Below are 12,744 nucleotides of genomic sequence, written 5' to 3'. Positions count from 1 at the left end.
ATGGTGCGCAATATACTTGTGGTCGGAGCAGGTAAATCGACTTCCTATCTACTGGATTATTTTTTGGGCAAACTGACAGAGGAAAAGCTACACCTGACCATCGCAGATTTACATCCCGAGAACTTGCCGGATAGGATTACTGAGAATCCGTCATGCTCCATTATTACTTTGGATATCTTTAATAACAATGAGCGGAGAAATGTTATCGAAAAGGCCGACATAGTTGTATCTATGCTTCCGGCCCGCTTCCATTTAAAAGTCGCTGAAGATTGTTTGACCTTCGGAGTGCATCTGGTCACGGCAAGTTACATTAGTCCAGAACTTATGGCGTTGGACAAAAAGGTTAAAGAAAAAGGACTTGTTTTTATGAACGAAATAGGCCTAGACCCGGGTATCGATCATATGAGTGCTATGCAAATTCTCGATAGAATTCGCGCCCAGGGCGGAAAAATTCTTTTATTCGAATCTTTTTGTGGAGGCCTAGTGGCGCCCGAAAGCGATAATAACCTTTGGAACTATAAATTCACCTGGAACCCTCGTAATGTGGTTATTGCAGGTCAGGGAGGCGCCGCCCAGTTTATTCAAGAGGGTACTTACAAATACATACCCTATCATAAACTATTTCGTCGTACTGAATTTTTCGAAATCGAAGGTTATGGCAAATTTGAGGGCTATGCCAACCGTGACTCCTTAAATTATCGAGAGGCATACGGACTTCAAGATGCGCTTACATTATACCGTGGAACCATGCGCAGGGTGGGTTTTTCAAAAGCGTGGAACATGTTCGTGCAATTGGGCATGACAGATGACAGTTATATCATCGAAAATTCAGAAGGCATGTCATATCGCGAATTCACCAACCTCTTTCTACCATACTCCCCGACCGATTCTGTAGAATTAAAATTGCGACATTACTTAAAAATAGATCAAGATGATATTATGTGGGGGAAATTGCTAGAGTTACACCTTTTTGATGCCCAGAAGACCGTATCGCTAAAACGAGGTACGCCAGCACAGATACTCCAAGAAATTCTGGAGGAAAGCTGGACACTTGGTGACGATGACAAAGACATGATTGTGATGTACCATAAGTTCGGTTATGAAATTCATGGTAAAAAACAGCAATTGGATGCCAAAATGGTGGTAATCGGAGAAAATCGAAACTACACCGCAATGGCGAAGACCGTTGGGTTACCCGTGGCTATAGCGACCCTACTTATCTTGAATGGAAAAATCACAAAGCCTGGAGTACAAATCCCTATTGATAGTGAAGTATACGAACCCATACTAGAAGAATTGAAATCTTTTAACATCACCTTTAACGAATACAGCGTACCGTACCTGGGCTATAATCCGAATACCGTGGCCGGTTAAGCACTAAATTCTAAATATACTGTACACCATATTCTCTAAATAAACCGCTATTTTTGTTCCATACAGAGAGAAAAATGGCAAACACGAACAATATTGACAAAACTACACGTTGGGGTATCATTGGTTGCGGAGACGTAACCGAAGTAAAAAGCGGTCCCGCCTATCAAAACACCAAAGGATTTGAAATTATTGCCGTTATGCGGCGAAATGCGGAAAAGGCTGCAGACTACGCAAAAAGACATCATATTTCAAAGTTTTATACCAATGCCGATGATTTGATCAACGACCCTGAAGTTGATGCAGTCTATATTGCCACTCCTCCTGACTCACATAAATACTACGCGTTAAAAGTCGCAGAGGTCGGAAAAATATGTTGCATAGAAAAACCTATGGCCCCATCATATGCAGATAGTCTAGAAATCTATACTGCTTTTAATAAAAAAGAGATACCACTTTTTATTGCGTACTACAGGCGTTCACTGCCTAGGTTTACCAAGATAAAAGAATGGCTTAATGCCAAGAAGATTGGGGAAATAAGACATATCAAATGGCAGTTGAGTAAACCGCCATCTGAGCAAGATTTAAGCGGAGCATACAATTGGCGAACCGATGCAAAGGTTGCCCCAGGAGGATATTTCGATGATTTGGCCAGTCATGGACTTGATTTGTTTATCTACCTACTTGGAACAATTGACCAAGTTCATGGCATAAGCCTAAACCAACAAAATTTATATACCGCCAAAGATGCGGTAACTGCCTGCTGGTTACACGAGAAAGGTGTTACGGGCGAAGGGAGTTGGAGTTTTGGAAGTTGGGAACACAAAGATCAAGTAGAAATTATCGGTAGTTCCGGAAAAATTTCCTTTTCTATTTTTCATGAAAATCCTTTAAAAATTGAGGATAAAGATGGTGTTAAAACACTAGTGATAGAACATCCCAAGCATATTCAAGAATTTCACGTTCAAGATATTAAAAGTCATTTGCTCGGAGAAAAACCGCATCCGTCCTTAGGAAATTCAGGACTTCATACCAGTTGGGTAATGGATAAAATCTTAGGCGTATTGTAAATTTAATTTGAAATAATCACGGTATTTCCGCTGGCCCTCGCATGATACTCAAGCATATCGTAATACCGATTACCATCATCGGGGCGGTTTAGTTGTTGACCGGTAAACAAACTGTATTCATAGTCTTCACAAGAGCAAGTCGCCACTTGCCCATCGAAATCCATTGTTGAACAATCATTGGGGGCGTGATTGGGGCAACTTGCCTCAAATACCCTGAATTGATCAAAGCCAGAATTGATTACGAACACTCCCCGGTTACCAACACCTTGACTACCCACAAACACAACATTTCCAACGTTGGTCAAAGGACTATATAGCGGTAAATTTAGGTTAAGGTCGAACCGAAACCCAATTTCTTGCAAGAAGGGGTTTCTGACAGTCCGGTCGCTACTACATGAAAGAAGCAGCAGAAATATAAGTAGTACAAAAAAATGTCTCATAGCGTAATTTCAATTGCCCTATTGTTCGACAAAGTTGAACAAAAATTATGTATATTTGCGTTAAATCCTCTCTAAAAAGCCGGGTAAATCACGTGCAATGCAGAGGATTTTCGTATTAATGAAATCTTGTTAGACACACGCAACATAGAGCAATCATTTATACTTATAATGATGGGCACTTATGTTGCAATTCAGCAAGAGGTGTGTACTACTTGGCAAGGATTTGTTTGACTATTGTTTTAAACGTAAAAATCATGAGTAACGTATCATATTATACCCCAGAGGGACTGAAAAAATTAAGAGACGAACTAAATTACCTAAAAGATGTGGAACGCCCCAAAGCTTCACAAGCTATAGGAGAGGCTCGGGATAAAGGAGACCTTTCCGAAAATGCCGAATATGATGCCGCAAAAGAGGCACAGGGCCTATTGGAGCTTAAAATATCAAAGATGGAGGAAACCCTGTCCAATGCGCGGTTAATTGATGAATCGCAATTAGACACCTCCAAAGTATTGGTACTTTCTACCGTGAAATTGAAGAATCAACAGAATGGAATGGAGATGAAGTATACCTTGGTCGCAGAAAGCGAAGCCGATTTAAAGAGCGGAAAGATATCTGTGAATTCTCCTATCGGCAAAGGCTTGCTAGGTAAGAAAGTGGGAGACTCCGCAGAGATTACCGTTCCGAACGGCACCTTAAAGTTTGAAATTCTCGAAATCACAAGAAGGTAATAAAACAGGTCCGGTGAGGTTGAAACACCGAATGGCACCATTATATTAAAATTTATGTCAAGTATCTTTACAAGAATCATCAATGGCGAAATACCTTGCTACAAAATTGCCGAAGACGAAGCGTTTTTTGCTTTTTTAGATATTAACCCCAATTCTGTGGGTCACACATTATGTGTTCCCAAGAAGGAAGTAGACAAAATTTTAGACCTTGATGAAGCTACCTATATGGGTCTTATGGCCTTTTCTCGTAAAGTAGGGTTGGCCATTGAGAATGCCGTAGATTGTCAGCGCGTGGGAATTACAGTTATAGGTTTGGAAGTACCCCATGTGCATATTCACTTAATACCGCTGAACGGTATGGGCGATGCCACTTTTCAAAATAAAGTATCACTTACGAAGGAAGAGTTTGAAGCGACCGCGGAAAAAATTCGCACTAAACTGAAGTAATTGATCCAACCTCAATTTTCGAAAATTACTGCTATTACTACATTTTAAATAGCCGACTATTTTGGGCTTCCTTGCATAAGGAAATAGACTCCCGCACCAACTACGACGATTAACAAAAGCATTAAAACATAAAACAATAGTGTAAAGCGCATGGTGGTACGTTTGGGGGTCGCCATTTTCTGATAATACTTAAAAGTACGTTCAATATCTTCCGTCCAATTCACCGGATAAATAATCGAATCACACTTATTGCATTTGATTTGATAGCTGATTTCATCTGTTGTTTGATGGAAAAATTTGCCGTGTTTGTGCCTTTGATAGAAGGTAATCTTCATATCTTGATTAAAACATTCAGGGCAATTGTTAGTGAGGTCAGCCTCTTTGATGACTTCCAATTCTTCCTTTGCCATAATTAAGTATTTATTTTTAGCGAAATCTGCATAATAGTACCTTCCTTACTCGATGAAAGTACCTTTATTTTTCCTTTATGGTATTCCTCCACTATTCTTTTAACAAGACTTAGGCCCAAACCCCATCCTCGTTTTTTAGAAGTTACCCCAGGATTGAATATCGATTGAAAATTACCCTTTGATATACCATGGCCCGTGTCAGTGACCAGAATATTTACATATTTACCATCAGGAACAATCTCTATAGAAATACTACCTTTTCCTTTCATTGCATCGATTCCATTTTTGACAAGATTCTCGATAGTCCAATTATACAAGGGTTTATTCATTTGAACCGATAAGTTCTCAATTTTTGAATCAAAAGAAAAATGAATTAATTTAGAACTTCGATGCCTCAAATAGTCATAGGCCTCCCTAGTTTCCGTGACAATATCATATTCATCTAATTTAGGTAGCGACCCTATTTTTGAAAAACGCTCGGTTATCGTTTCCAAGCGTGAAATATCCTTTTCTATTTCCTTTGTAATATCAGGGCTTATTTTTTCGGTCTTCAGCAATTCGTTCCAACCTAACAGTGAAGAAAGTGGGGTGGCAATCTGGTGCGCCGTTTCTTTGGCCATACCTGCCCAAAGCTTGTTCTGCTCCGAAGCCTTGCTCGTTTTAAAAAAGAAGAAAATGACCGCTCCGAAAAGAAAAATAATCAGCAACAAAGCAATTGGGTAATACTTTAGCTTGGTCAAAACCTCTGAATTTCCGTAGTATAACGTGGCCAAGTGTTCCCCTTGCTGATCTATCGAAATGGGGATATTTTCATTCTTAAATCGCATAATTCGTTTTTGAATGTACAAACTATCGGAAGCCTGTTCGGCAGGCATGTTATTTGTCTTTGTAGAACCGTCTTTATTCACCAAAATCATAGGTGTAGAGGTATTGTTCTGTAATACCTTAATCGTGAGGTTCCCAGGGTCGTCGTCAATAGAAGATTGCAACAACTCTAGTTGCGCAGTGGCCCAAATCTCCATCTTGAGCCGTTCTTCTTCTTTGAACTTTTTAAAGAAACTGTTCGTATTCCAAAGAATAAGACTAACGATAACAAAAGATGCTATCAATAAGAAAATATTTGAGGTCTTCCCTTTAGGGTTAAAATTCATCGAGTGTGTTCTTGCATTAAAGATAACGTAAAATGATAAAAAATCGTACTTGGAACAAGCATGTACTCATTTCAAATAAAATTCAAATTGCATACCTTTATAGCTATGGCAAAAATGATTTCCATACTTCCGAATGAAATAGATACCAGCGTATTGCATGGCTACCTCTTGGGTGCCGTAGGCCCAAGGCCCATTGCCTTTGCAAGTACTATTGACGAGCAGGAAAGACCTAATTTATCGCCATTTAGTTTTTTCAATGTCTTTAGTTCGAACCCGCCAATTTTAATTTTCTCACCCGCCAGAAGGGTTCGGGATAATTCGACCAAACACACTTTGGAAAATGTATTAAAAACCAAGGAAGTGGTCATCAATATCGTCAATTTCGATATGGTACAACAAATGTCTTTGACAAGTACCGAATATGGGAAAGGAACAAATGAGTTCATCAAATCAGGACTGACGATGTTGCCATCGGATATCGTAAGGCCCTTTCGTGTCGGCGAATCCCCCGTACAGTTCGAATGCAAAGTGACCAAAGTAGAACCCTTGGGCGATAAAGGAGGTGCTGGCAATTTAATTTTCTCCCAGGTCGTCAAAATACATATTAACAGTAACGTGCTCGACGAAAATGGTTCTATTGACCAATTGAAAATAGATCAAGTGGCACGCATGGGCGGCAATTGGTATAGCCGAGCCAATCAAGGGTTATTCGAAGTACCAAAACCCCTCTCGACCTTAGGAATTGGGGTCGACCAAATACCAGAAAATATCCGTTTGAGCAAAATTCTGACGGGTAATGATCTGGGCTTATTGGGCAACGTGGCGAAAATCCCCGACGCACAAGAAATAGCCGATTTTTTGGCTGATCACCCCTCAGTTATGACACTTAAAATTAGCGCAGATATTGAAAAAATTCATAAAAAGGCCCAAGAATTTATACAGGATAACGAAGTGCTCTCCGCATGGAAATTGCTTTTACCCTAATGAAAAGAATACAACTGTTCGAGTTTGAAGATTTCAATTGGTTTCCGACCAATATTCGTAGCTACATGACGAACCTCATCGTTCAACTTCAACGAAAACTTGGCATAGGCGAGGTATTGGCCAATTTGATCGCCGAAATTCTAAAAGATAAAAACATATCACAAATTGTCGATGTGGGATCCGGCTCAGGAGGAGTGATGCCTGACGTCATTAAAATGATACATGAAGTTCATGGTTTGAGTGGGATAAAACTATTAATGACCGATTTGTATCCGAATCCTGAAATGGTTAAAAAATACAAGACTCAAAATGATGAATCTATCAGTTATCATGATATTTCGGTAGATGCTACAAACATCGCCACCGCTCCGACAGGACTCAAAACTATGGTCAATAGCTTTCACCATATGCCACCCAAAGAAGCACGGAATATTTTGGTCTCGGCCCAAGAAAATCGACAACCATTGCTCATTTATGAAATGGGCGAAAACAATATTCCACTATTGATATGGTGGCTTTTACTGCCAATATCGTTGATCGTGGTAATTATTATGGTTCTTTTTATGACACCATCGGTAAAACCCTTAACTTGGCAGCAAATTGTATTTACTTATTTAATTCCCATAATCCCGGTATGTTTTGCTTGGGACGGACAAGCCTCATTACCGAGGATGTACACCTTCAAAGACCTTGATGTGTTGCTAGACGGATTGGGAACAAGTAATTACATATGGAAGAAAGGACGGGCCAAAAAAAGTAACGGCAAAAAACAGGGAACTTATTTAATGGGAGTTCCGGTCTGAAAATCAAATAAAGAGAAAGTAGAACGTAATAAATAGTAACATGGAAGTACAAGGAAAGATTAAGGCAATAGGAGAGACACAGACATTCGGAAACAACGGATTTCGTAAAAGAGAAGTGGTCGTTACCACTGAGGAACAATACCCCCAACACATCATGGTGGAATTTGTACAGGATAAGACTGACTTGCTCAATAATTTTAATGTTGGCCAACAGGTAAAAATAAGCATCAACTTAAGGGGTAGGGAATGGACCAACCCACAAGGTGAAACTAAATATTTCAACTCAATTCAAGGCTGGCGTATTGAAAATCTGCAAACTGAAACGGCTAGCGGAAGCATTCCTCCAGTACCTCCGTCGGAAGCTTTCGAACCTGCGGACAATCTTAACGAAGAAGATCACGACGATTTACCTTTTTAAAAAAAAAGAATCGTTAGCAAATAAAATCTTTTTTAATTTAGGAAAAAGACCTGTCAGGTTAGCAAGATCCGACAGGTCTTTTTATTTACCACTATTCCACTTCTTCAAATCCATGACGGCCACCAAGGTCATAAAAGAATGTTGAACACAATTTTCCACTTATGTAATACTTGCGCTACCGACTTGTATTACAATGACACTTTTTGACAAGTATTACTATAAATCAATTCGTTACTTTCGTTCCTTTTATTAATTTAGGAGACCTATTTTTCCGGCGGTATAATTTCATACCTATACATTAAATGAACCAACAGAATCCACTCCCTTTTCTATCAGAAAAACTCGAATTTCCCCCAGTCGAAAATGCCAATGAGGAAGGACTATTAGCTGTTGGTGGAGATTTATCACCTGAAAGATTATTGTTGGCCTACCAAAATGGTATTTTCCCGTGGTTCAATGACGACGAACTGATACTTTGGTGGAGTCCCGACCCTAGAATGGTGTTATTTCCTGACAACCTCACAATTTCGAAAAGTATGCGAAAAGTTTTGAGGGACAAGCATTTCACCTTGACTAAAAACACACAATTTGAAGCGGTAATAACTGCTTGTGCCACAGTCGAAAGATTGGGACAACCCGGCACTTGGATTACGGAACAGATGAAGACTGCATACATGCGATTGCATACCATGGGTGTAGCCGTGTCGTATGAAGTTTGGGAGGCAGACCAACTCGTAGGCGGATTGTACGGCATAGATTTAGGCCATATCTTCTGCGGTGAGAGCATGTTCAGCAAATCGAGCAATGCCTCGAAATTTGCCTTTATAAAATTGACCCAAGAACTGCAGAAAAAAAACTATCAACTTATTGATTGTCAGGTATACACGAAACATTTGTCAAGTCTCGGTGCCATTGAAATACCCCGAACGTCTTTTATGAATATACTTCAAGGAAAAATTCAGCACTAGTACAATACCCTATCGTAGTTCGAGGGCAGGGCTTCCGTGAAGGCGTTCAACTCTCCTTCGGCATCGAATTTAGCCTCATACGCCTGGCGTCCAAGCTCATTTTTTCCCATAATCAGAAGACGATATTGATTTGTCGGCAACATCAAGTTTTGGAAAGCATTTTTAATCGTAGACTGTGCTTTTTCTTCGGATATAATGTGATATTCTTGATACATTCTCCGAATTTTTACGTTTTTAAACCGATTTTGAAGGTAATGCTGCATTGCGGCATAAGTGTCTGACGGCACATCTACTTCTTTTATCCCAAAACCTACTTTCAACAATTTTCCTTTCGAATAAAAATGCATTTGATAATGTAATCGTTGCATCTTGAATTTTAACGTATAGGTAGTTCGTGCAGTATCGACCGCTTTATAATAGCGAACTTTTTTTAATTCGGAGTCATTGACAGCTTTGAACAAGGTGTCTATAGAAATAGTTGGGAATTGTGCCTTTTTAATTCGATGTTGGCTTTCCTGACTTTTCTGACCAAAAATGGTCATATTGCCTAAAAACAGCAAAAGAAGCACACAAAGCTTATACCTCTTCATACCTAAAACAACTGGTTTCGTGATCGTTTACCATTCCGGTGGCTTGCATATAAGCGTACATTACGGTACTACCCACAAATTTGAAGCCTCTTTTCTTTAAGTCTTTGCTGACTTTATCCGAGACTTCAGTAGTTGCCGGGGCCTTTCGATAGTCTTCAACCTGATTTATGATGGGCTTTCCCTCTATAAAACTCCAAATATAGTTGGTAAAACTGCCGAATTGCTTTTGAATATCCATGAACGCTTTTGCATTGGTTATCGTGGCATTCACTTTGAGCTTGTTACGAATGATACCCGCATTTTGTAAAAGCTCATCCTTTTTAGCCTGATCGTATTGGGCAATTTTTTTATAATCAAAATCATCGAAAGCTTCCCGGAAATTTTCCCGCTTTCGAAGAATGGTTATCCAACTTAGGCCCGCTTGAAAAGTCTCTAAAACCAAGAACTCGAAACTGGTCTTATCGTCGCGAACAGGTACGCCCCATTCCAAATCGTGATATGCTTCGTAAAGTGCATCACCTATGCACCAGCCACACCGCTTCTTTTGCATGAGTCCTATTTTTTATTTTAAAGATATGGGAATAAATCGAAAAGGTGACCGCCCAATTCAAAAACATAGAAACTCCAGGCAAAAGTGAACGAGAACCGTACCAAATAATCGAGCTACTTACGGCTGAACAATAGCTTCCTGCTTTTTATGATTTATATATTTCAGCTCACCTTTGGCCAATGCTGTTTCAATATCTGAGGAAACCTTTGGATAAAATCTAAAAAAGGGCCGACCATCAAGACGTTCTAGCAGTGCCGTTAAATTATCTGTGCCTATATTTTTGACGACCACTTTTTCGCCAGCTAGATTATTAAAATTCGCAACTGCACCCCTTTTTAGAATAATGTTTTTCCGGGGAAAATCAATATGTTCATAACCGTTTACAGAAGGCTCGCCTAAAACCAATACGCTTCCCTCTTTAATAACAAGCTCGTTCTCTTGAGCATTTAGTGTTGCAAACGAGACAAATAATGATAAAACTAAAAATGTTTTTTTCATAACTCTTGTGTTTAATGATTTTTCGAAAATACTATTATTTAGCTATTCTGAAAAGTAACACCATCGTTAAAAATTAGTTAATATATTATATTATCATAGTAATACTATTAATTTTGACTAATGGACGAACTTCTACAAACTGTACGGATTCAAATCAACGAAAAAATCTATATCAAAGATCCCGAATCTTCCAATCTCGGTAAGCGCATAATTGAAGAGAGCATCATTATGATCTATGAGATTGGTTTTGAAAGTTTCACCTTCAAAAAATTGGGGGAACGCATAAAATCAAACGAAAGTTCTATCTATCGGTATTTTGAGAATAAGCATAAATTATTGCTATATCTAACATCTTGGTATTGGGGGTGGCTTGAGTATCAACTTGTTTTCACGACCAATGGCATGGCAGACCCAACTAAAAAACTGAGAAAAGCCATTGAAATTCTTACGAAATCTACCGAAGAAGATTCGGCCTATTCACACATTAACGAGGTATTCTTGAACAAAATCGTAATCAACGAAAATTCAAAATCGTATTTGACCCAGGAAGTCGATGCCGAAAACAAAGACGGCTATTTTGTAATCTATCAGCGGTTGGTCAAACGTTTGAGCACCATGATAACTGCGGTAAACAGCGATTTCCTATATCCTGCAAGTTTGGCAAGTACAATTTTAGAAGGTTCTTTGCACCAACATTTTCTTAAAGACCATTTTGCTTCGCTGACCGATTGTCATGAAAACAATCACCCTACCCAATATTTTACACAACTTGTTTTCAGCACGCTACAGAACACCCCGTAACTGCAGTAATAGCAACGTCCATTATTAAATAAACTTCCGCTTAACGAATAGTTTGTAAGGTTGCATACCAAAAGGCTACCAATGAACTTTCAAATCAAAAATTGATATACTATGATTCCCTCAACACAAGAGCTCACAAAAAAAACAACCGAAGAACTATTAGAGGAAAGTCTCCCCCAGGCGATGACCTACATCGAATATCGTGAAATGGTCGGCCAATTAGTATTGGAGGGGAAATCAACAGGTAACGACCAAACAGAGGCACTTATTGGCTATACCTTATTAAACCATAACCGTATGAAACGATGGGACAAAACGCTACGCTTGTCTGATGATATCATCACTGAGGTTTCAAAATTAGATAAGAAGCGAACTTGGGTCGTATTGACAGAAAGTTGGTGTGGTGACGCCGCGCCATCACTTCCTGTAATGAACAAAATAGCCTCTTTGAATTCCAATATCACCTTTAAAGTTTTATTGCGAGACGAAAATATCGAATTGATGAATCGTTTTTTGACCAATGGATCAATGGCCATTCCTAAATTAATAGTTATCGATGACGCAACGAATACGATTTTGGGGGAATGGGGGTCTCGACCAGAACAAGCGGCCGAAATGGTGAAAATTCAGAAAAACAGTCCTGAAGGTTTGACTCCGGAATTCAGGGAAACACTTCAATCTTGGTATAATAAGGATAAGGGAAAAAGTATAGCCAATGAGCTCTTAGCGAGCCTTTTGCTGAAATAAATAGGTAATCGTACCTTTTTGCTGGCTTTTATCGGAAGAATTAAATTTCGCCTTATAGGCATAGGTAATCGCGTTATCGACCAAACAACCGTTCGATGTACCCGAACTTTTCGAGTTAAAATGTGCATCAAGAACATTGCCTAATCCATCGACTGTAATATTAATGACCACTTTGCCGCCTTCGATACAGGTATAAATTGGAGGTGGCAGTCTGTAATTATTTCGATTGACCAACGAGTAGGAAACTGATGTTCTTCGTTTTGCCAGGTTATTGGTAAACTCTTTTTTCTGCGCTTCTTTCTCGCCCAATAATTGTTTTAGTTCCCGTCGTTTTTTGGCCATTTCCTTTACACGTGCGACATAATCGCTATCTGTGCTCAATACATCGGTATTTTCTTCGTTTTCGTTGGCCGCTTCCTTCTCCTCCATCAGCTCTTCCAAAGTTTTCAGGGGTTCAGGATTACCATAACTCGGTTTTGCCGTTTCATTAAAAGCCATATGACTCTTTATAGGATCGGCTTCGGCCATTTCTTCCAATAATTTCTCTTCTTCGACAAGTTCTTCCTCATCATTTTCCAAAACCATTTCTACTACATACTCCTCCTTCTTCTCTTCCTTACCCAAGTGAATGTTGAACAAAACCAACACCACGATGGACATGGAAAAAAAAGTAATCACAAGTGATAATTGTTTGCGATTCAGATTCATAGTGCTATAACCACATTTTTATAAAAATATTTTACTTTATCGTTAAACGGAACACGC

General features: G+C 39.3%; 17 protein-coding genes. 10 read left to right on the top strand and 7 right to left on the bottom strand.

The genetic code is table 11. The annotated features are described in order from the left end of the window. Window positions 1-1,374 carry a saccharopine dehydrogenase family protein gene (locus BLS33_RS07025; protein ID WP_089886765.1) on the top strand — a complete coding sequence of 458 codons (1,374 nt, stop codon included), beginning with the start codon at window positions 1-3 and terminating at the stop codon, window positions 1,372-1,374. Between the two features lie 74 nt (window positions 1,375-1,448). Beyond that, a complete protein-coding gene (locus tag BLS33_RS07020; RefSeq protein ID WP_089886764.1) occupies window positions 1,449-2,441 on the top strand; it encodes a Gfo/Idh/MocA family protein in 993 nt (330 codons plus the stop codon). 2 nt (window positions 2,442-2,443) lie between these two features. Here the strand turns inward: BLS33_RS07020 and BLS33_RS07015 are convergent, their stop codons facing one another. Then, the gene (locus BLS33_RS07015; RefSeq protein ID WP_089886763.1) at window positions 2,444-2,881 is read right to left on the bottom strand and encodes a Rieske (2Fe-2S) protein; all 438 of its coding nucleotides are present in this window, start codon (window positions 2,879-2,881) and stop codon (window positions 2,444-2,446) included. A 254-nt stretch (window positions 2,882-3,135) separates the two neighbouring features. On the opposite strand from BLS33_RS07015, the gene greA reads away from it, so the two are divergent. Both greA and BLS33_RS07005 read left to right on the top strand, forming a co-directional pair. Then, window positions 3,136-3,612: a transcription elongation factor GreA gene (greA, locus tag BLS33_RS07010; RefSeq protein ID WP_089886762.1), complete on the top strand. Its 477-nt coding sequence runs from the start codon at window positions 3,136-3,138 to the stop codon at window positions 3,610-3,612. A gap of 54 nt (window positions 3,613-3,666) precedes the next feature. After that, the gene (locus BLS33_RS07005; RefSeq protein ID WP_089886761.1) at window positions 3,667-4,059 is read left to right on the top strand and encodes an HIT family protein; all 393 of its coding nucleotides are present in this window, start codon (window positions 3,667-3,669) and stop codon (window positions 4,057-4,059) included. A 56-nt stretch (window positions 4,060-4,115) separates the two neighbouring features. On the opposite strand, the gene BLS33_RS07000 is transcribed toward BLS33_RS07005, so the two are convergent. Then, window positions 4,116-4,469, bottom strand: coding sequence for a hypothetical protein (locus tag BLS33_RS07000; RefSeq protein ID WP_089886760.1), 354 nt, complete (start codon window positions 4,467-4,469; stop codon window positions 4,116-4,118). A gap of 2 nt (window positions 4,470-4,471) precedes the next feature. Next, window positions 4,472-5,620: a sensor histidine kinase gene (locus BLS33_RS06995; RefSeq protein ID WP_089886759.1), complete on the bottom strand. Its 1,149-nt coding sequence runs from the start codon at window positions 5,618-5,620 to the stop codon at window positions 4,472-4,474. Window positions 5,621-5,734: 114 nt separating this feature from the next. On the opposite strand from BLS33_RS06995, the gene BLS33_RS06990 reads away from it, so the two are divergent. The 4 genes from BLS33_RS06990 to aat all read left to right on the top strand — a co-directional run bounded on the left by BLS33_RS06990 (window position 5,735) and on the right by aat (window position 8,793). Continuing rightward, entirely contained in the window at window positions 5,735-6,604 is an 870-nt protein-coding gene (locus BLS33_RS06990; protein WP_089887137.1) for a flavin reductase family protein, read from the top strand. Further along, on the top strand, window positions 6,604-7,407 hold the full coding sequence (locus tag BLS33_RS06985; protein ID WP_089887136.1) for a hypothetical protein: 804 nt from the start codon (window positions 6,604-6,606) through the stop codon (window positions 7,405-7,407). Before BLS33_RS06990 ends, BLS33_RS06985 begins: the two co-directional genes overlap by 1 nt. Window positions 7,408-7,447: 40 nt before the next feature. Further along, window positions 7,448-7,825: a DUF3127 domain-containing protein gene (locus BLS33_RS06980; protein WP_089886758.1), complete on the top strand. Its 378-nt coding sequence runs from the start codon at window positions 7,448-7,450 to the stop codon at window positions 7,823-7,825. 302 nt (window positions 7,826-8,127) lie between these two features. Next, entirely contained in the window at window positions 8,128-8,793 is a 666-nt protein-coding gene (gene aat / locus BLS33_RS06975) for a leucyl/phenylalanyl-tRNA--protein transferase (RefSeq protein WP_089886757.1), read from the top strand. On the opposite strand, the gene BLS33_RS06970 is transcribed toward aat, so the two are convergent. From BLS33_RS06970 to BLS33_RS06960, 3 genes are all read right to left on the bottom strand, one after another. Further along, complete coding sequence (locus BLS33_RS06970; protein ID WP_089886756.1) at window positions 8,790-9,383, bottom strand: hypothetical protein; 594 nt, start codon at window positions 9,381-9,383, stop codon at window positions 8,790-8,792. The two genes, aat and BLS33_RS06970, sit on opposite strands and share 4 nt — an antisense overlap. Continuing rightward, on the bottom strand, window positions 9,370-9,933 hold the full coding sequence (locus tag BLS33_RS06965; protein ID WP_089886755.1) for a DNA-3-methyladenine glycosylase I: 564 nt from the start codon (window positions 9,931-9,933) through the stop codon (window positions 9,370-9,372). Before BLS33_RS06965 ends, BLS33_RS06970 begins: the two co-directional genes overlap by 14 nt. Window positions 9,934-10,050: 117 nt before the next feature. Then, window positions 10,051-10,431, bottom strand: coding sequence for a hypothetical protein (locus BLS33_RS06960; RefSeq protein WP_089886754.1), 381 nt, complete (start codon window positions 10,429-10,431; stop codon window positions 10,051-10,053). A 120-nt stretch (window positions 10,432-10,551) separates the two neighbouring features. On the opposite strand from BLS33_RS06960, the gene BLS33_RS06955 reads away from it, so the two are divergent. Then, window positions 10,552-11,232, top strand: coding sequence for a TetR/AcrR family transcriptional regulator (locus tag BLS33_RS06955; RefSeq protein ID WP_089886753.1), 681 nt, complete (start codon window positions 10,552-10,554; stop codon window positions 11,230-11,232). A 111-nt stretch (window positions 11,233-11,343) separates the two neighbouring features. Further along, a complete protein-coding gene (locus BLS33_RS06950) occupies window positions 11,344-11,979 on the top strand; it encodes a thioredoxin family protein (protein WP_089886752.1) in 636 nt (211 codons plus the stop codon). Here BLS33_RS06950 and BLS33_RS06945 read toward each other — a convergent pair. Then, a complete protein-coding gene (locus BLS33_RS06945; protein ID WP_089886751.1) occupies window positions 11,956-12,687 on the bottom strand; it encodes a hypothetical protein in 732 nt (243 codons plus the stop codon). The two genes, BLS33_RS06950 and BLS33_RS06945, sit on opposite strands and share 24 nt — an antisense overlap. Between the last annotated feature and the right edge of the window lie 57 nt (window positions 12,688-12,744).

It is taken from the genome of Kriegella aquimaris, from assembly GCF_900103215.1.
GTDB lineage: Bacteria > Bacteroidota > Bacteroidia > Flavobacteriales > Flavobacteriaceae > Kriegella > Kriegella aquimaris.
The sequence above is the reverse complement of the archived record's forward strand: the minus strand, read 5'-3'. Positions and strand labels throughout refer to the sequence as shown.